This window comes from Promicromonospora sp. NPDC050262 (assembly GCF_040655935.1).
Taxonomy (GTDB): domain Bacteria; phylum Actinomycetota; class Actinomycetes; order Actinomycetales; family Cellulomonadaceae; genus Promicromonospora.
Window position 1 is genome coordinate 132,500 of the sequence record NZ_JBFAKX010000013.1, and the last position, 20,261, is coordinate 152,760.

General features: G+C 69.5%; 10 protein-coding genes. 2 read left to right on the top strand and 8 right to left on the bottom strand.

The window, feature by feature from the left end; all coding sequences use genetic code 11:
- Positions 1-23: 23 nt before the first annotated feature.
- The 8 genes from ftsW to AB0I29_RS19525 form a co-directional block, all read right to left on the bottom strand.
- Positions 24-1,271 (bottom strand): putative lipid II flippase FtsW, encoded by a 1,248-nt coding sequence (ftsW, locus tag AB0I29_RS19490; RefSeq protein ID WP_285101497.1) that lies wholly within the window; start codon positions 1,269-1,271, stop codon positions 24-26.
- 19 nt (positions 1,272-1,290) lie between these two features.
- Positions 1,291-2,763 (bottom strand): UDP-N-acetylmuramoyl-L-alanine--D-glutamate ligase, encoded by a 1,473-nt coding sequence (gene murD / locus AB0I29_RS19495; protein WP_357484567.1) that lies wholly within the window; start codon positions 2,761-2,763, stop codon positions 1,291-1,293.
- Positions 2,760-3,842, bottom strand: coding sequence for a phospho-N-acetylmuramoyl-pentapeptide-transferase (gene mraY / locus AB0I29_RS19500; RefSeq protein ID WP_285101493.1), 1,083 nt, complete (start codon positions 3,840-3,842; stop codon positions 2,760-2,762). Before mraY ends, murD begins: the two co-directional genes overlap by 4 nt.
- Positions 3,839-5,305, bottom strand: a complete 1,467-nt coding sequence (gene murF / locus AB0I29_RS19505) for a UDP-N-acetylmuramoyl-tripeptide--D-alanyl-D-alanine ligase (RefSeq protein WP_357484571.1) — start codon at positions 5,303-5,305, stop codon at positions 3,839-3,841. The genes mraY and murF overlap by 4 nt, the downstream gene beginning before the upstream one ends.
- A 70-nt stretch (positions 5,306-5,375) precedes the next feature.
- The gene (locus AB0I29_RS19510; protein ID WP_357484574.1) at positions 5,376-6,953 is read right to left on the bottom strand and encodes a UDP-N-acetylmuramoyl-L-alanyl-D-glutamate--2,6-diaminopimelate ligase; all 1,578 of its coding nucleotides are present in this window, start codon (positions 6,951-6,953) and stop codon (positions 5,376-5,378) included.
- A 279-nt stretch (positions 6,954-7,232) separates the two neighbouring features.
- A complete protein-coding gene (locus AB0I29_RS19515) occupies positions 7,233-7,496 on the bottom strand; it encodes a hypothetical protein (protein WP_357484577.1) in 264 nt (87 codons plus the stop codon).
- Positions 7,493-16,039: an RHS repeat-associated core domain-containing protein gene (locus AB0I29_RS19520; RefSeq protein ID WP_357484580.1), complete on the bottom strand. Its 8,547-nt coding sequence runs from the start codon at positions 16,037-16,039 to the stop codon at positions 7,493-7,495. Before AB0I29_RS19520 ends, AB0I29_RS19515 begins: the two co-directional genes overlap by 4 nt.
- 122 nt (positions 16,040-16,161) lie before the next feature.
- Positions 16,162-19,701 carry a hypothetical protein gene (locus tag AB0I29_RS19525; protein ID WP_357484583.1) on the bottom strand — a complete coding sequence of 1,180 codons (3,540 nt, stop codon included), beginning with the start codon at positions 19,699-19,701 and terminating at the stop codon, positions 16,162-16,164.
- Between AB0I29_RS19525 and AB0I29_RS19530 the strand changes: the two genes are divergently transcribed.
- Positions 19,689-19,973 carry a hypothetical protein gene (locus AB0I29_RS19530; RefSeq protein ID WP_285101482.1) on the top strand — a complete coding sequence of 95 codons (285 nt, stop codon included), beginning with the start codon at positions 19,689-19,691 and terminating at the stop codon, positions 19,971-19,973. The genes AB0I29_RS19525 and AB0I29_RS19530 overlap by 13 nt on opposite strands.
- Before the next feature lie 5 nt (positions 19,974-19,978).
- Complete coding sequence (locus tag AB0I29_RS19535) at positions 19,979-20,245, top strand: hypothetical protein (RefSeq protein WP_285101481.1); 267 nt, start codon at positions 19,979-19,981, stop codon at positions 20,243-20,245.
- The last annotated feature ends 16 nt before the right edge of the window (positions 20,246-20,261 follow it).

The window sequence follows — 20,261 nt, forward strand, 5'->3', positions numbered from 1 at the left end:
AGATCAGGCCGCCGTGCACATTTCTACCGTCTCCTGACCGCGCCGCCCAGCACGGCCAGTGACTTGCGGACGACGCTACCGCGTGCAGCGAGTGCCTTGGCAGCCCCCGGCTCCGTCCGGGCGAACGAGATCACCATCCCGAGCGCGGCCATCGTGGTGATCAGCGCCGAGCCGCCGGCGGACACCAGCGGCAGCGGCACGCCGATCACCGGCAGCACCCCGATGACCACGCCGATGTTCACGAACGCCTGGCCCACGATCCAGCAGCCGACGGCGGCCGTGGTCACCTTGACGAACGGGTCCTTGTGCCGCTGGATCACGCGGCTCATCGCCAGGCCCAGCACGGCGAACAGCGCGAGCACCAGCACCGTGCCGAACAGGCCGAGCTCCTCGCCGATCACGGCGAAGATGAAGTCGTTGTGCGCCTCGGGCAGGTAGTTCCACTTCTCGCGGCTGCCGCCCAGCCCCACGCCCCACAGGCCGCCGGTGCCCAGCCCGAACAGGCCGTGCAGGGACTGGTAGCACTCCGAGGTCTCGTCGCACTCGGCGCCGTAGGTCGCGATGATGCGCTGGAGCCGGTCGCCCGACCCCTGCTGCAGGATGAACACGTACCCGACCACGAACGCCGCCAGCGCGCTGCCCAGCCCCATCAGTGACAAGGGCACGCCCGCGACCAGGAAGGCGCCCGCCACGAGCAGGCCCATCACCAGCGCCGTGCCGAGGTCGCCCCCGGCGAGCACCAGGCCCATGACCGCGACGGCGCCGGGCACCGCGGGCAGGATCGAGTGCGACCAGCTCCCCAGCAGCGCCTGCTTGCGGCCCAGGACCGTGCCGAGCCAGACCGCGAGCGCGAGCTTGGCCAGCTCCGAGGGCTGGAACGAGAACGGGCCGAGCTCGAGCCAGTTCTGCTGGCCGTTGCGGATCGAGCCCAGGAAGATCACCGCGACGAGCAGCGCGAGCGCCAGCACCAGGGCGGGCAGCGCGAGCCGCTTGTACCAGCGGATCGGCAGGTGGGCGGCGACCAGCAGCACGGGCAGGCCCATCAGCGCGTACTGCGCCTGGACCAGGAACGCCGCGTACGGCGACTGGCCCTCCGCGATGGAGGTCACCGTCGAGCTGGAGAGCACCATGATCAGGCCGATCACGGTCAGCAGACCGGTGGTGCCCACCAGGAGGTAGTAGCTGGTCACGGTCGAGTTCCACTGGCCGAGCCAGGGCCGGTCGGGCGCCTTCCGGTCGGGCGCCTTGCGGCTCGTGGTCGTCGTGGCCATCCCCTGCCCCCTCCCGCGCTCAGCGCGTGGCGGTGAGGTCACGCACCACGCGGACGAACTCCTCGCCGCGCTGGGCGTACGAGACGAACTGGTCCTGCGACGCGCCCGCCGGGGCCAGCAGCACGGTGTCCCCCGCCTGGGCGAGGTCGCGTGCGGCCGTCACCGCCCGGCGCATCACGGTCTCAGTGTCACCGGGATCGATCACCACAACCGGGACCTTGGGCGCGTGTCGGGCCAGCGTGTCGGCCAGCGGTCCCGGGTCGGCCCCGATCACGACGGCGGCGCGCATCCGGTCCGCGCGCGAGGAGACGAGGTCGTCGAACGTGGCGCCCTTGGCCAGGCCGCCGGCGATCCACACGACGGTGCCGTGCGCGAAGCCGGCCAGGGACGCGGCCGCGGAGTGCGCGTTCGTCGCCTTCGAGTCGTTCACGTAGGTGACGCCGCCCGCCTCCGCGACCCGCTGGATGCGGTGCTCGCTGGGCCCGAAGGACCGCAGGCCGTCGCGGACGGCCGACGCGGGCACGCCGTGCGCCCGGGCCAGCGCGGCGGCGGCCAAGGCGTCCGCGACGATGTGCGTGGGCACGACGCCGTTGTGGTCGCCGAGCTGCTTCAGGTCGGCGAGGGTGCCGAGCTCCGCGGCGCTCTTGCGGCGGTCCGGGTCGTCGTGCTCGGCATGGAAGGCACGGTCCACGAGGACGTCGTCGACCAGCCCGAGGTCGCCCGGGCCGGGCGTGCCCACCGCGAAGCCGACGGCGCGGGCGCCCTCGACCACGTCGGCCTCGCGCACGAGGTCCTCGGTGGTCGGGTCCGCGACGTTGTAGACGCAGGCGACCTGGACGCGCTCGAAGATGCGGCCCTTGTCGCGGGTGTAGGCCTCGAGCGAGCCGTGCCAGTCGAGGTGGTCGGCGGACACGTTCAGCACCGCGCCGGCCTGCAGCGACATGGTGTGCGTGAAGTGGAGCTGGAAGCTGGACAGCTCCACGGCGATCACGTCGAGCGCGGGGTCCAGGACTGCCTCCACCAGCGAGCGGCCCACGTTCCCGACGGCGGCGGTGCGCAGTCCCGCGGCCCGCAGGATCGCCGCCAGCATCTCGACGGTGGTCGTCTTGCCGTTGGAGCCGGTGATCCCGAGCCACGCGGCCGGCTCGTCGGTGCCCAGGCGGTTCGCGCGCAGGCGCCAGGCGAGCTCGACCTCGCTCCACACGGGCACGCCCGCGGCGAGGGCCGCGGCGACCAGCGGGTGGTGCGGCGGGAAGCCCGGCGAGGCGACGAGCAGGTCCGCCTGCGCGACGAGGGCGGCCGCGCCATCGGCGTCGAGCCGTCCGTGGTCGGCGTCGTGCGCCTTGTCGTCCACGGTGACCAGGGACGCGACCCGCGGTTCGAGCACCCGCTGGAGCGACCGGCCGGTGACGCCAAGGCCTGCCAGGACCACGCGAGCCTCCGCCAGGGGGACGCGCGGCTCGACCGTGCCGTAGGTGTCGGCCTCGGTCACGAGGCCACCCACTCGGCGTAGAAGATGCCCATGCCCAGGCCGGCGAGCAGGCCCGCGATGAGCCAGAACCGGATGACGATGGTCACCTCGCCCCACCCGGACAGCTCGAAGTGGTGCTGCAGCGGCGCCATCTTGAACACGCGCCGGCCGGTCATCTTGAAGAAGCCCACCTGGATCACCACGGACGAGACGATGAGCACGAACATGCCGCCCAGCAGCACGGCCAGCAGCTCGGTGCGGCTCAGGATCGACAGGCCGGCCAGCGCGCCGCCCAGGGCGAGCGAGCCGGTGTCACCCATGAAGATCTTGGCGGGGTTGGCGTTCCACCACAGGAAGCCGACGCAGGCGCCCGTCACGGCGGCCGCGACGATGGCGAGGTCCTGCGGGTCGCGCACCTCGTAGCACCGTGGCCCGGCCGTGGCCAGGAACTGGCACGACTGGTTGAGCTGCCAGATGCCGACCAGCACGTACGCGCCGAAGGTGATGATCGAGACGCCGGTGGCCAGGCCGTCCAGGCCGTCGGTCAGGTTCACCGCGTTGGACCAGGCCGAGACCAGCAGGTTGGCCCAGATGACGAAGAGGATCAGGCCCACGGTCGCGCCGGCGAACGCCAGGTCGAACTCGGTGTCGCGCAGGAACGAGATCTTGGTGGAGGCCGGGGTGCGCGAGTTCTCGTTGGGGAACTGCAGCGCGAGCACGGCGAACGAGATGCCGACGATGCCCTGTCCGATCAGCTTGGCGCGCGCCGTCAGGCCGAGCGACCGCTGCTTGCGGATCTTGGTGAAGTCGTCGAGGAACCCGACCAGGCCGAGGCCCGCCATGAGGTAGAGCGCGAGCAGCGCCGACACGCTCGGCAGTCGCCCCGACACCAGCATGGAGGCCGCGACGCCGACCAGGGTGGCCGCGATCATGACGACGCCGCCCATGGTGGGGGTACCGCGCTTGGTGAAGTGCCCCGTGGGGCCGTCCTCGCGGACGAACTGGCCGTAGTTCTTGTGGACCAGGAACCGGATGAAGACCGGTGTGCCCAGCAGGGCCACGAGCAGCGCCACCGCGGCGCTGACCAGGATCGCGATCACTTGTTGTTGTCCTTAGCGGTCAGAGCCATCGACAGGTGGTCGCCGAGCTCCCAGAGTCCGGAGCCGAGCGAGGACTTCACGAGCACGACGTCGCCGGGCTCCAGCGACTCGTCCAGCATTGCGCGGGCGGCGTCCAGGTCGGGCACGAAGATCGACTCCGACCCCCAGGACCCCTCCTGCATGGCGCCCTCATGGATGTGATAGGCGCCGTCGCCCACGACGACGAGCTGCTTGATGTTCAGCCGTACCACGAGGCGGCCGATCTCGTCGTGCGCGGCGCGCGCGCCTTCACCGAGCTCTCGCATCTCGCCGAGCACCGCGACGGAGCGGCGGGTACGCCCGGCCATCACCGCGAGGGTGCGCAGGGCGGCCTTCATCGAGTCGGGGTTCGCGTTGTACGCGTCGTCGATCACGGTGACGCCGTCCGGCCGCTCGGTGACGGCCATGCGGTGCGGGCTGCGGGCGGTCGCGGCGGAGAGCCGCTGCGCGACGTCAGGCAGGGACACCCCGAGGCGCAGGGCGACCGTGGCGGCCGCGAGCGCGTTGCTCACGTGGTGGGGGCCGACGAGCTGGAGGGCGACGTCGGCGCGCTGCTCGCCTTCCCCGGACGACGCGGCTCCCGCCGCGACGCGGAGCGTGAAGCTCGCGCGGCCCGTCGCGTCGACGTTGATGTCCTCGGCGCGGACGTCGGCGGACGGGATGGTGCCGAAGGTCTGCAGGGTCGTGCCGGGGGCGGCCTGGCCGGCCATGGCGGCGACCCGCAGGTCGTCGGCGTTGAGCACCACGGTGCCGCCGTCGACCACGCCGAAGACCATCTCGGCCTTGGTCTTCGCGATGGCCTCGACGCTGCCGAAGTGGCCCACATGGGCCACGCCCACGGCGAGCACGACGCCGACGTCGGGCGGCGCGATGCGCGTGAGGTAGGCGATGTTGCCGATGCGGTCGGCGCCCATCTCGGCCACCAGGTACCGGGTCTGCCCGGTGACGCGGAGCACCGTGAGCGGCAGGCCGATCTCGTTGTTGAACGAGCCGGCGGGGACGATGATCGCGTCCTCGCCCGCTTCGGGGGCCAGGAGCTGGCCGAGCAGGTCCTTGGTGGTGGTCTTGCCGACCGAGCCGGTCACGCCGATCACCCGGGGCGCCTCGCCGTCGGCGGCCGTTTCGCGGACCGTCGCCAGCACGTACCGGGCGAGCTCGCCCAGGGCCTCCTGCGGGTCGTCCACCACGACGGTCGGCAGGCCGTCGAGCTCGCGGCCCGCCAGCACCAGCGCGGCACCCGCCGCGACCGCTCGGGCCGCGAAGTCGTGCCCGTCCACCCGCTCCCCTGGCAGGGCCACGAACAGGGCACCCGGCCCGGTCTCGCGCGAGTCGATGATCACCGCCCCCGTGACCGTGACGTCCGGGTCGGCGTGCAGCCGCCCGCCGGTGGCTGCGGCGACCTGTGCCGCAGTCAGCTCGATCATGCCTGTGTCGTCCTCTCCTGCGTGGGTCCTGCTGGGGTAGCGCGTGCTGGGTACTGCTCCGCCTGCCGGGTCACGCGCCGCGGGCCGCCAGTGCGGCGCGCGCCTCGACCCGGTCGTCGAGCACGTGGTCCACGCCGGCGACCTCCTGGATCGTCTCGTGCCCGCGACCCGCCACCAGCACGGTGTCGTCCGGACCGGCCGCCAGGATCGCGGTGCGGATGGCATCCGCGCGCGGGGCGACCTCGTGGACCTCCACCGTACGCGAGCCGTCGTCGTCCACGGTCTCGACGGTGCCGCCCGGCGCGGCGACGCCGGTCCCGGCCAGGACCTCGGTCCGCACCTTGGCGGGGTCCTCGTCGTGCGGGTCGTCGTCCGTGACGTAGACGACGTCGGCGCCGTGCACCGCGGCCGCGCCCATGAAGGGGCGCTTGCCGGGGTCGCGGTCGCCCGTGGCGCCGAAGACGACGGCGAGCCGGCCCGCCGTCGTCGGGCGCAGGGCCGCGAGGGAGAGCTCCAGGGCCTCGGTGTTGTGCGCGAAGTCCACGACCACGCGCGGGGCCGTGGCCAGCACCTCCATGCGGCCGGGCACCGTGGCGCTCAGGCCGTCGGCGGCCGCCAGCGCGTCGGTGACGTCGCGGATGTCCGAGCCACCCTCCAGCACCATCGCGACGGCGAGGGCCGCGTTGGCCACGTTGTAGCCGCCCGGCAGCGAGGTGGAGGTGCGCAGCGTGCGCCCGTCGTGATGCGTCAGCGTGAAGGCGGACCCGGTGCCGTGCGGCGCGACGTCGGTCACGACCCAGTCGGCGGCCTTGCCCGGCAGGGTGGTGAGCGTCGCGACCGGGATCTGGGCCTCGTTCGCCATGCGGTCGCCCCAGGCGTCGTCGACGGTGACGACGCCGCGGCGCGCGCGGGCGGGCGTGAACAGGTCGGCCTTGGTGGCGAAGTAGGACTCGAAGTCGCCGTGGAAGTCCAGGTGGTCCTGGGTCAGGTTGGTGAACCCGGCGACGCCGAAGACGATGCCGTCCACGCGGTGCTGCGCCAGGGCGTGGGAGGAGACCTCCATGGCCAGGGTGCGCACGTGGTCCTCGCGCATCGCGGCGAGCAGCGCCTGGAGGTCGGCGGCCTCGGGCGTGGTCAGCGTGCTGGCGATGACCCGGTCCCCGGAGCGCGTCTCGACGGTGCCGATCAGGCCGCCGATCCAGCCCAGCGCCCGCAGCAGGTGGTCGAGCTGGTAGGTCGTGGTGGTCTTGCCGTTGGTACCGGTGACGCCGAAGGTCATCAGGTCCTCGGCGGGGTTGCCCAGCACCCAGGCGGCGACCTGGCCGAGGATGGCGCGGGGGTCCTCGGCGACGAGCACCGGGGTGGTGCTGCCGGCCCCGATCAGCTCGGCCCCGCGCGCGTCCGTGAGGATCGCGGTGGCCCCGCGCCCGACGGCATCCGCGGCGAACTGCGCACCGTGCGCGCGGGCGCCGGGCAGGGCCACGAACAGGTCCCCCGGCTGCGCGACCCGGTTGTCCGAGGCGACGCAGGTGACCGCGGCGTCAGCGGCGTGACCTGGGGCGATGGTGAGGCCGAAGGCGACGGCGAGGTCCGAGACCTGGCGCGCTGTCGTGGCGGCCGGTCGGATCCGGTCGATCGGGGATGTCACGGAGAAGAACCTACCGTCTCCAGGGACGGGGTCTCGTCCTGGGTGTGGGCCTTGGGTGGTGGTTGTGGGGTGGTCCGGGTGTGGTGTAGCCGGATTCTCCGATGTCGCCTGCCTGCGACTCGACAGCAGCCCCTATGAAGCAAGTCCACCGTCCTGAGACGACAAACAACACGGGGAACAAAGCCGAGAGCAACGCGATGGCAAGTCCGCCGCAGCCGACCTGCACCCATGACATGAATCATTACCGAAGGCCAGGAGCGCCAAGCCAGTTTGACTAGGTCAGCACGTCATTACCTCTGCCAGCCACTCCCACTCGCCGGGCCGAGAACGCAGACGAATAAACACCTGTTCGAGACAATCATGCAGGCTAAGAGCCTCGGCACGAATGAATCCTTCAGCCCCGAGCCCTGGCCCGGATAAGACCACTGTCCAGGGCTCGCCGCCTCCGACCATTCTCTCGTCATCCACCTTGAGGATCATGGTGACACCGGAACGGCCAAGTTCCTCCATGAGCCGCTCGATGCGTACCCCTTGCTCGCTCATTTGAATCCCCTCAATGCCGCAGAAATTTCGCTGACGTCACGCAACTGGCCCTTGCCGACTCTATCAATGACGCTTCGGAGATCAGCAGACGACGGGCCACTTGTGACGTTGTTTCTCTCCATTAGTCGCTCCACCACAGCCTGGGCCGTACGCTTATTACCATTGTTAAACATGTGCCCGCCTGCAACATCCCGAATCACAACGGCGGACTTATCCCAGAAGCTGTTATAACGATTAGCGTTCTCCAATGTGTTTGCTGGCGTGCCACTCAGCAATGTTTCACCACCGAAACTGCGGTTGATGTCCGTGACCTCGTCAGGGGTCACGCTCACCTTGAAGCCACCCCTGCCTACTCCCTTAGTGCCGAGCAGTCCGATGACGAAAACGCCAGCGAGGCCAACCGCTTCGGCGTTGTTTCCCCCCGCGACGGCGTCACCGATCTCTTGCCCGTCGGCGATAGTGCCTTCCACAGTCGCTTGTGGCATTCCGGCGATCGTCGAACTGTAAGAACTGCACTCATCTGTGGCCTTGAGGTCAAAGTTGCAGGCCCACCATTGGCTGGCGAACGCCGCCATCCCGTCGATCTGCTCGCGCCACTTCCGGTCAGCCGCAGCGTCGGCGTCATCGAACCACGCGGGATAGTGGATCGGCTCTTCCGCACCGGGGCAGATGAACAGGTACGTGCACCAGACGTCGACCACGACGGGGATGTCGTCACCTGGGCCGGAGGTGTCTCCACTGCTGTAAGCACGTTCGCCCTCGAGGTAATCCTGGGAGTCTGAGTCGCTGAAGCCCACGCCTTCCTGGTGCCAAGGGCGCGGCTCAAGGCCGTCGGGGTCCCAGTATGTGGTCGGGTTGTTGTTGGCGTAGGAATACCCGTTCCACTGCTCCGGGTCAGTCAGGTCCATGACCGGGTCCACACTCAGGAACCTGCCGATGGTCTCGTCGTACCACCGTGCCCCCACCAACGTCAGACCAGTGGCCTCATCCCGGACCTTGCCCAGGAACTCGTGGTCACCCGGAGCCGAGACCCCACCCCGTTGCTCACCGAACGGCAGCGTGTAGTGCTTGTCCACGCTCGTGGTGGTCCAGTTGGTGTTGTGCACCGACGCCAGCGGCGTGCCGTGCGGGTCGTTGATCAGCGACGTCACACCACCGAGCCCGTTGACGGTACGCATCGCTACCGTCTGCCCGCCGAAGCTGTAGTAGCGCGCCCCGGTGACGGTGCCGTTGGCGGCCTTGGTGATCTCCTGACCACCGAGGTACACCGTGATCGACCCGTCCGGCGCAGTCCGCATGATGCGGTCCCCGTCAGCGGTGTAGAGGTTGCGGCCGGCGGCCGTCGTCGTCGTGCCCGTGCCACGGACCGGTCCCGTACCCGAAGACTGGTCACCGTCGGTGTCGTCGTCCCCGGAGCCCGGGTCGGGCTCCGCGTAGACGGTGGTGGCAAGGCTGGTCGAGGCCAGCTCGGTCTCGTGGTCCCAGCCCAGTGACAGCTTCGTGGTCAGGTAGTCGCTGTCCTGCGTCTGGGTCAGCGTCCGGCCCGCGTTGTCGTACGTGAAGGTCGACGCCGTGCTCCCGCTCGGCCCGTCCGTCGTGATCGACGTGACCGCGTGCGGCCCGGCGAACTCGCCCACGTCAGTGGCATCGCCGTCCGCGTTGAGGTCCCGGCTACCCGCGTAGGAGTAGTCCATCGTGGTGGTCTGACCACCGTCGATGTCGCCGGCAAGGCCGCGAGTGCGGTAGATCTCGCTGGTGCGGTTGCCGAGCGCGTCGTACTCGAACGAGGTCCAGTACGGCGCGGCTCCGCCCAGTGCGGGGATCGACCTCGTCAGCCCGCAGTTGCCGGTCGCCGGGGTCCACGCCTCGGTCAGACGGCGCAGAGAGTCGTACTGGTAGCACTGCCGGTCTGCTGCGCGGCCCGTAGCGGTGGGCCGGTCCTTGACCGACAGCACGTTCCCGGCGTCGTCGTACGCGTAGGTGAGATCGAGCTCGGTACCACCGATCCGTTCCCGATCCAGCTTCACGCGCTGCAGTCTGCTGGTACCCGTCTCGTACCCGTATGACACCACCGTGCCATAGGTGTTGCCGAGGTCGAGGTACGCCAGCCGGCCGAAGACGTCGGTGCGGCTGGACGCAACATACGTGCCCCACCCGAACCCGCCGCCCATCCACTCGGCGACGCTCGTTTCGTCGTCGTAGTGGGTGGTCACGGTCTCCTTGCGCAGACCGCCCGCCGCCGGGTACGTGGTCGACGCGAGCTGGCCGTCCGCGGTGTAGGTGGCCTTCTGCTCGTAAGTGCCTGCCAGGCCGGCCATCTTGGTGGTGCTCGGAATGACAGTCACCGTGCTGGTCGGCCGGTACGCCTTGTCGAAACCGGTCAGCGCAGTGACGAACTCTCCGCCCCCGTCGGCCGACGACGCGACGCGCGTCGAGCTGGTGACCTGTCCCTTCGCACTTGGCGGGTTGGGACCCGCGTAGGACGTCAGGACGTCGTAGGTCCACTTGGCCCGGACCGCACCCGTGGTCGAGTCCTGCCGGACGGCCATGCGGCGTCCGAGCTTGTCATAGGTGTAGAAGAGCTTCTGGTTCGCACCGTTGCTCACCGACGTGGTCTGGCCCGCGGCGTCGTACTCGGTGACCGTCTTGCCGGCGTCCGGGTCGACAGCCTCGATCTGCCGGCCGAGCTTGTCGTACTTGTACGTCCAGGTGTTGTCCTCGGTGTCCAGCACCGAGGACAACCGTCCGGCCTTGTCGTAGCGGTACCGGGTGGTCTGCTCGTCCAGGTCCAGGACGCCGGCCAGCGTGCGCATCGCCGCATGCTCGACCGGGTCGCGCAGGAACTGGCTCAGTGCCACGGTCCTGCCACGGGCGTCGACCACGGTCTGGGTCGGGGTCGCGCCGTCCGGAGGGATGACCGTGGTCGTGGCGCCGTCGTAGTACGTGGTGGTGCGCCACTGCTCGTAGGCCGGGTTCGTGATCGTCCCCGTGAACAGGGCCTCGGTCCGCACCCGCCCCAGGCCGTCGTACGTGTAGACCGTGGTGGCGTCCGGCTGCACGGCCGCGCCCACAAGGGTCGTGCTCGGGTTGCCCGTCGCGAACCATCCTGAGGTCGTGAACGAGACCCGGCCGTTGGCGTCGTACTCCGTGTCCGTGACGATCCGGCCGTGGGTGGCCTCGTCGTCCCCGTCCAGGGACTCCGTCTGCGTCTGGACCGGACGGAGCAGACCGTCGTACAGGGCAACCGACGTGTGATAGCTGGTGCCGTCTGCAGCGAGCGTCTTGGTGGTCACCGTGTTCACGCCGTTGCGCGAAGTCGAGTACGCGTAGGTGACGTTCGCCGACTTGCCCTCGCGGTCCGGGTACGTCACGGAGAGCAGACGACCGGCGGCGTCGTAGGTCGCCGTCGTGGGGCGAAGGTTCGGGTCGCTCACCGTGGTCGGGACGCCGAGCAGCGGGTGCAGCGTGGTGGTGGAGACGTGCTCGGTCAGGGTGACGCCGTCACCATCACCGTCGCCCGTACCGTCCGGGTCCGGGCTCGTCGTGGTCACCTGGGTGAGCACCCCGTTGGCCTCGACGTACCCCGTCTTGGACAAGCGCCCCAGCAAGTCCGTCGAGCTCGTCGTCCGGCCGCGATCGTCGTACGTGGTGACCACCCCCGGGGAGGTGTCGTTGAGCACGCCGTCCTTGTCGTTGGTCTGCACCTTTGTCGGCAGACCCTGCGTGGGCGGTGCTTTGTAGCCGAGCCTGTCATAGCTGATCCACGATTCGCCGACCAGGTCAGCCGGTTTGTTCGGCGTCACCCCGCAGCGCACGCTTACGGTCTCCGTCGACGAGGGCGCCACGATGTGCTTGCCATCGTTGACGGCGTACTCCGTCGTGGTGCACAAGTCGTCAGACGTGATGTTGTCTTCGGCCGACTCGGAGAAGGCCCCGTAGTTGTCGACCTCGGTGACCTGACCGTTCGCGTCATAGTCCGTGTCAGTTCGCGTCACGTACTCAAGCGACCCGTCGGCAAGGTATGAGGCGTTGTACGTGTCCACACGGAGAGTGCGCGATGCAACGAGCAGGTCGTCCGTCCCGGCACTCCCGGTGCTCGCCGTCTGCTCGGCCTCGGGGATCGTGACGGACTTGGAGACCTCGGTGGAGCCGTTGAGCACCGAGTTGATGACCGGCATCCCGGCGAACCGCTCGTGGTCCGTGACCTTACGGGTGGTGATCGAGTCCACGGACAGGTCAAGGATCGCACCCGTGCCCTGCAGGTACTGGGTCCGGGTCTTCGCCGCGACGGAGCCCGTCCCGGTCGTGGTGGTCACGGTCTTGTACCCGCGGTTGACCGAGAACGTCCGGTCCTTCTTGGGTGTCAGGGGGTCGTCGATCCGCGCCCACTCGATGCCGTCGCTGTAGGTGTAGGAAGTGACGACAGGCAGGTCGAGCCCACTCTCACCCGGCGACTGGGTCACCTTGGACACCATGTAGGCGTGGAAGTACTCGCTGCGCGGCTCGGGCATACCCCACGGGTGCCACACCACGGGGAAACACCGCGACGCGTTCGCCGCCTGCTCCTCGATCTTGATGTAGCCCTGCGGGACGGTGGAATGGTTGCCGGCCGGGCAGTCGGTCGGGGTGTACTCGATGTCGATTTTTGCACCGGTCTCGGTGGTGATCCCCGTGACCCGGATGCGGTTCATGGCCGGCAGGCCATCGGCCACCGTGTCCGCGACGCGGCCCGGCAGCTGCCGCTCGCCCTGGAACCGGATCGGGTCGAAGACGACGTCGTCCGTCGTCGCGCTGCTGGGACCGTTGGCGGTGCGCTTGATCGCGTCCAGCCAGAGGATCCGGCCCGTGCCGTCACCCGGGTCACGCCACTTCTGGGTCAGCGCGACCGTGTCCTTGGCCGTCAGCGTGCCACCGACATTGACCTTCGTCACCACGGTCGTCAGGCGCTTGGTCGAGAAGAACGCCGGGCTTCGGACGTCCGGGCAGCTGGTGCTCGACGAGCACTCCAGGTCCACGGGCGTGTCGTGCCACCGCACCGCACCCGCCGTCGTACCGCGATCGGTGATCTCGCAGTCCGTCGCCACAACCAGGCAGCGCTCGGCGACCGCGAAGTCGACCAGGTTCGGGGAGCCTGCGCCGCCCGCGTCGACCGGCTCGGACCCGGCGCGTGTGCCGTAGCTGATCCAGTCGAGCGTGCCGCCGCGCGTGTAGGTGCGCGTGGCGCCCGTGTTGTTGTTCGCGCCGTACCGGTTGGTCTCGCTCGCGTACCGGTACGTCATCGTGTTGTCCGACGTGTCGCGGACATAGTCGAGGTTGAACCGCCAGCCCATCACGCGCCCGGAGTCCGCAAAGGCGGCCTTGTAGCCGGGCTCGCTCGGGTGGTTGGAGTACACCGGGACGGTCCAGCGCGAGTTCTGCGCCAGCGTGTCCCCGGAGTACCGCTCGTCCTTGCCGAAGAAGTAGGTGGTGCCGTCGGTCGTCGTGACCTTCCAGTACTCCCCGGCCCAGCCCGCGTCGGTCTTGGCGGCGTCGCCCGTCGGGCGTCCGTACTGCTGCACGAGCGTGCCGTCGTCGGACTCCGGACGCCACTCGATGACGCCAGCCGTCGCAGCGTCGTCGTCCTTCACCAGGGCCGACGATGTCCCATTGAACACCAGGAACGCGTTGTCGCTGTCCCAGCACAGGTCGCCCGTCTTGCGCGAGGCGTTGTTCGGTGACTGTCCGCCGACCTCGTCGCGGTCCTCCGAGCAGGGCACGTACCGGCGCTCCACGAACCCGCTGGTCATGTCCCATCCGTCCCCGATCCACGAGGACTGGTTGTTCGTGCTGGACACCCGCCCGTCCAGGGCGGCGCTCGAGTAGCCGATGGCGAGTTCGGGCGAGGGGCCTGCGGCGGGAGCTGGGGCCTGGATCGGGTACGACCAGCCCAGCGAGCCCGTGCCGCCGCTGACCGACCACGAGGACGCCGACGACAACGGGGTGGCACCCCAGTCGCCGGCCCCGGAGCTGGTGCCAGCCGTGACGGCGAACGTGTCGCCGCCGCCCGCCGCGAGCGTGCTCGCCTGCGTTTCGACGGCGGCGCTCTTCGTCGAGTCAGCGGACTTCTCGGCGGTACCCGCGACGGCGGCCGAGGCCCCCGCTGCGGCCAGGTCGAGCGTCGCCGTTACCGTCCCCGCCTCGACGTCGTTCGTCGACTCGACCGGTGTGGGCGAGCATGCCTCCAGGTCCGGGGTCGTGGCGTGACACTCCGGGATGCGGACGATGCCGAGACGGCCGGACCAGTCGGCGCCCGCAAGGTCGGTGAACTCGTCGTAGTCCACCTGGACGTCCACCTGCCGCACGCCGCTGGCCGGCGGGGCCTCTGCCGAGGTGTCAGTGACGTCGAGAAGCACGCCGGAGATGCCGGCGCCGATGGCCGCGGCCTGGTCAGCAACCTCGACATGCACCTCAGAGGAAGCCTCGGGCGTACCGGCGGTCGGTGCCGGGGCGCCGATTTTCAGGTCGAGCCCGCCCAGCGCATTCTCTGGGACCGCTGTCAGCGTCTCAGGCACGGGGAGCGTGGCCTCGGCGGCTTCCGGCGTCTCCTGCACGGGGACGAGAGCCGGGTCGGCAGTCGGCTCCGGCGGAGTCGACACCGGCACGGGTGTCGGCGTGGCGGCGTCCGGGGCCGCGTCGTCAGCGGCCGCCTTGGCCGGATCCAGGTTCTCCGTGCGTGCCGCCAGGTCGGCGCCCTCGGCGTCCGCCGAGGTGGCCGGAGGCTCGTACTCGACGGTGAGCTTGGCGTCGTGCCGGTACCGCTTCCACCCCTGCGTCATGTCGGTCTCGTTGAGGGCCGCGAGGCCCAGGCTGAGCGTGCCGGTGTCGGTCGAGGCCAGGTTCTTCACGCCGGCCGTCGCGTCGAGGTCAACCCACCCGGCGTTGTCGCACGCCTCCTTGTGCGCGACCGTCACACGGGACAGCTCCGTACCGAAGGGAGCAATGCCCCAGGTGTCCCAGGTGGACGCCGCGTCGACCGGCCTCGTGCTGAAGAGCCGCACGGTCCGTGCGGTGCAGTCCCAGCTGTGCTCACCGAAGACACTGAACGTGGCTGACGTGATGGCACCCGGTTCGAGGAGACCGAGGTGGTCGAGGCCGGTGAACTGCCAGCCCAGGCGGAACTTGATGGTCTCGTTGCATTCGGCGACTTCGCCGACGTCGCACAGGCCAAGCCCCTGGTTGCCCTCGAACATGTACCCGCTGGTCACGTCGGGCGTGCCCTCGTGGACCATGAGCCACTCGTTGCCCGCGGACGTCACGGTCGGGTCGATCAGCGCAGGAAAGACCGTGTCCGGATCCGAGAGCAGGAAGTCGCGGTCCGGGCGGATCCGCACACCGACCGTGGAGGGTTCGGTCGCGCCCGCGGCGCCGAATCCGCCTGCCGCGTCGAGCGACTCGCCGCCCACGGACAGCTCGCCGCCGGTCAGGTCCTCTCCCGGGGCGGAGCTGCCCAGCGGGTCGCCTCCCGGTACGGCACCCGGCGTCGCACCGGTCTCGGTGTCCGTGGTGTGCCGAGCCCTGGCGGGGACCAGGTCCACCGGCATCGGAAGCTGCTGATCGCCGAGGAGCGGGGCCGTGGCCCGAGCTTCGGGGTCGGCGGCGTCCTCGTCACTGACCTGGTCCCATCGGGATGCTCGGGTGGGCCCGGCCGTGTCCTGGGTCGCAGGCGTGCCGCTCATGCTGAACAGCCCGGACGTGCCGGTGTCTGCCGGGGCGTCCCCGGAGGCCGCGGAGTCCCACATCTTCGGCTGCGGCGCGCGGAAGATCGGCTGCCCGAAGGCGTCGACGACGTCGAACCCGCCCGCGGCGCTCTGCGTGACCGTCAGGCCGGGCGAGGTGGTGACAGGGAAGGTGAGCTCGTCCAGGCCGAGCTTTCCGTCAGCACGCTTGGCGGCGGAGCGGTCTGCCAGCCGCAGCGCCGTCGAGATGCCGGTGCCGTCGGGGTTGATGGTGACGACCAGATCGGCGCCCTCGCCCGCGACGGCGGGATAGGTGACCGACTCACCCTCGACCACGGGCTCCGTCAGGTCGAACGGGCTGTCGTAGGTCAGCGTGTGACCGTCGCGGTTGATCGTCGCCAGCGGTACACCGGCGGTTCCGTCCGAGAGCGTGATCGGATAGACCGGTGCCGAGACCGACAACGTCCCGTCGCCCGGCGTCGGGTCGGTGATCCGGTTCGAGACCGGGCCCCAGGTGCCGCTGACCGCGGTACGCGTCGCAGTGGCGGTGACCTCCTCGGTCACGGTGCCGTTCTCGGTCGCGGTGAACGTCGACCACGGCGATCGAGCAGAGGCGATCTCGACGTCCTGCCCACAGGACTGCGCCAGATCGAGCGCGGTGTCCTGATCAGGCGCCGTTGCGGTCGAGGCTGACGTCAAAGCCTGGCACTCGATCCCCACGATCGGGCCGACGGCGAGCGCCGGCTGGCCCACGAGGGCAAGAGCAAGACCACTCGCGACGGCGACCACGCCGGCGCGTCGCGCTCTGGTACGCCATGCGGATCGCATCGTCCGCACCGTGCGGCGGGTCGCGGCGGACACACCACCACCCACACGTCCACCCAACGCAGTCACTCGTGTTCCCATCTGGTTCGTCAGCCCCCGCTTGCCGCCACTTGCTGCTCGTGCGGTCACTGGCCCGACTCCTCGATCGACTTGTCGCCCACGGTCGGATCGAGGGCCGGAAGCCCCGTCACGAAGTCGGTGCTGTCGGCGCCCTGGCAGAGCCGCCGAACCTTGTTCTCGGCGATGACCGTTCCTTCGAACACACGCACGTTGTCGATCTCACCGTCGAAGAAGTGAGCAGCTTCGTCGTTCCACATGCCACGTCCGATGACGGTCGCGCCTGTCGCGCGCCACATCGACGTCACGGTCGCCGTGGAATCGCTCCGGATCGGGTTCGCGGGTGCGGGGTTCTCCGGTGTTCCGATCGGACACACCCACAGGGACGCCTTGCCCGTGTCCTTGTTCCACGAGCCCGTCAGGTGCACCCACTCACCCGGGGTATAGGTGACCGCGGAGGACTGGGTGGCGCGCACGATCCCCGAGTTGAGAGCGTCTGTCTGGTACAGGTTGAACGACCAGCAGCCGCCATCGGTCCTGCACGATCCCCACCACATCAAGGCGAAAGGCGACTGGATAGTGCCGTTCTGGGAGATCACGATGTCATGGCCCGTGAGGTCCGCGTCCTGCGGAAGCCGCACATGAGCCGACACGACAAAGCTCTTGCTCGTGTCGATGCCCGCGCCAACGGTCGCGGCCCGGTCGTCCACGCCGTCAAGGGACAGCGCCTCGTCTCCGGTTCGCGATCCGAACAGTTCGTGCGGGCCGGCCACCCACGCCGGCGCGGTGCCGAGACCGTCGTCCTTGAGCGCCAGAGGTTCCTTGACCGTGACCCAGGACCCGTCCGCCACGCTGGTGCCGGTGCCTTCGTCCATCCGCCAGATGTGTGACTCCTGGGGAGCAGCAATGTCGATGAAGAACGCCGACATGTCAGAGATGTTGCCGGCACGGTCGACGGAGCGGACGTACACCGTCGCAGGCCCCGGCTTGGTCGGCGTGAAGGACACCACCGCTGTCCCCGCCGACGAGGTCGCGACCGACTTGGGCGTCGCAGTGTCCGTGAAGCCGTACTTGAACCGGACCACGTCCTTGGAGCCTGCCCAGCCGAACCGGAACTTGCCCGTGAGCCCGATGCCGCCGGCCTCGATGTTCTCGTTGGTGTAGACCGCTTCCACGCCTTCGCCGCTCGTCACGGCGTAGATGTTGGGCTTCTCGGGCTTCGTGATGTCCACGGTGAACTCGCACCACTTCGACCAGCCGCCCTCGCGGCCAGTCGAGTCCTTGGCCAGGACGTGCCACTTATAGACGACGTTGGAGAACAGCTCGTTCTCCGGCACCTGGATCTTGTGCGTGCGTGCCGAGGCCAGGTAGGAGGACATATAGGCGCCCCAGACCTGGACGCCGCTGTCGACCCGGAAGATCTGGAACCGCGCCTTGGTCGCGTTGCCGTCCGGGTCCCGGATGAACGCGGACAGCCGCGGCATGGTCGTGCGCAACACAGGACGGTCCGTACCCGTCTTGCACGAGTAGTCCTCCTTGCTGTGCCACGTCGTCAGGCTTGACGGGATGCCGGGGGCTCGGTTGTAGGTGACGGACAGCGTGGCGCGCGCGCTGGTGCTGCCGTTGCCGTCGTTGCGGCCGATGTACCGCTTCCAGCCGACCATCGTGGACTCGTTCGCCGACCGCACGCCCAGGGTGAGCGACGACCAGTTCGACGACGCGACCTTCTTCGCACCCGCCGTGACGTCGAAACCGACCGATCGCACCATCCCAGCGCAACCCGTGCGGTGCGTCACCAGCTCCCCGGCGAGCCGCGTCGACCAGGACCCACGGTTGTTCCACGTCGTCGCGCTACTGACCGCGTTCGAGCCGGTCTGGTACACCCAGACACCGGTCTTGTCGCAGTTGTAGGAGAAGGTGGCGTTGATGTTGAAGACCGCCTTCGTCACGTCCGCGGACGCCAGGCTCCCCACTCCGCCCAGGCCGCCGAACTCGTAGAGGATCCGGTGGGTACTGGTCAGGCCGCACTGATAGCCGGCGTACGGGTCGGGCGCCAGGCAACGACCGACACCTGCGTCACCGTCGAACTGGTACGAGGAGGCGCTGTCCGGCCAGGCGCTGCGCACAGCCGTGACCTCGGACAGAGTTCCCGACACGGCGAGCGCCGCGAACATCGGGAAGGCCGTCGTCTCGTCCTCTGCCGCAGCCATGATCGCGGCACCGACAGTCCCCTCTGTGGTGTCCCCGCCGTCGTCGGTGGGCACCTCGACCACCGCGCCGGGGGTCAACGGACCCGTGACCGGATCCGTCTGGTCGGCCGTGGTCGAGGCGGAGGGAGTGGCTGTCTCCGAGATCGCCGCACGTCCTGCGGTTGCCGCGGCGGGCTCCTCCGCAGGTGCCTCGGAGGTCCAGACCAGCGGACGGGACGACCGGAACACCTCGGGGTCATCACCGTCGGCATCGGGCTCAGCCGCGTGCGGATCGGTGACAGTGAAGGCACCGTGCTCGCGTGCGATCTCGAGGCCGGCTCCCGAGGCGTCCTTGGCGCTCACACCGAAGCCGAGATCGGCATCGAGCTCAGCGACGTGCGGGTTACGTGCCGCCGCCTCGTTCGCGAAGCGCAGCACCTGGCTGAACCCAGACCCGTCGGTGTTCACCGCGACGACCAGGTCGACGCCGGACGGCTCGCCGCCGGTTGACATGACGTCCGGGTACACGATCCGGTCACCTTCGACGGCCGGGTCGGTCAGCTCGAACGGTGCCTCGACGTCCACCACCTGGCCGTCCGCCGAGGTCATCCGCGCGAGGACGTCCGGCTCCGAGGTGGCCTCGTCGCCACCCGCGGAGAAGCTCATGGCCACCGCGGGAGCGGCAGGACTCAGGCGGCCGGACTCGTCCTCGGCCACTGCGGTCTCGATCGGCTCGAACACGCCGTCGCCATCGGCGTCGGACGCGTCCGCACTGCTCCCGATCTCCAGCCGCACCTGTCCCGACGGCTGCCCGAACGACGACTGCCAGGGCGTCTTCTCGTCGAGCGCCTCGACCTCGTGACCGCAGCGGGCGGCCGTCGCCAGCGCCACAGTCAGCGTCGGTTCCTCGACCGGGCACTCCTGGACGGGCTCGTCCCCCATCGCGGCCAGCATGCCGTCCGCGGCCCCGGTCGCGACGAGGGCGGAGGCACCTGTCGCCAGGACCACCAGCGCCGTCACCGCCGCCACCGCACTACCCGCGCGCGTCCGGAGACCCCGTGCCGCACGTCCCCACACTGTCGCCGCCGACCGGCGCACACCACCCAGGTCCGGAATATCCACAGAGAGGAGGTTATGGGCGAGAATCACCACTATTTGACCAAACAGCGGGTGATCTTTTCGATCACGTGACGAGGTTCGCCCCGGTGACCGGGTGCGACGCGACCCGCCGCCCGACCGGGACGGCGGCTTCCAGCCGTACCGACACCTTTGACCGACTACCCTTCGTCGACCTCGGCAACACCTACGGCACCGTCGCGCTACCGACCGAGGGCGATCGTCGCCGAGCGATCGCCAGCCTTGCCAAGTAACCTTGCCAACAAGTAATCTTGTGGATGGAGAGGTCAGTGGGGAAGGCACAGGGGTGGGATGCGGCGTTTGAGGCCGACGACATCGAGGAGCCGGTCATCCTTGAGCCGGCGCACCGGCATGGCGTCGCTGAGGAGGACATCCTGCACGCGTTGCGGTTCGAGCTGCATCACGTGGTTCAGGAGGACGGCATGGTGATGTTCGTCGGACCAGACCAGCAGGGCGTGTTGATCGAGGTCGGGGTCCTGGAGTGGTTCGGGCTCCTCGCAGTCGCTCATGCGATGCGCCCTGCCCGGGAGAAGTACCTGCGACGGAGGAAATGAATCAGATGCGACGAAACCTGGAAGCGCTGATCGCCAACGCTGATGCCCTTGCCGATCAGCTTGAGTCCTACGAGCCCAAGCCGGAAGACTTTGACGCGCCCGTTCCGCCGTTGATGGCGGTCAAGCTCGCAGCGTTCAAGCGGGACGCGGCCGAACGTGACCTGGCCAAGGCGGTGGAGGCTGCCCGCGAGCAAAAGGTGTCCTGGCGCAAACTCGGTGAAGCCATCGGTACCACCGGGGAGGCAGTCCGCCAGCGTTACTCCCACGCCTGACCGGCAGCACGGAGCA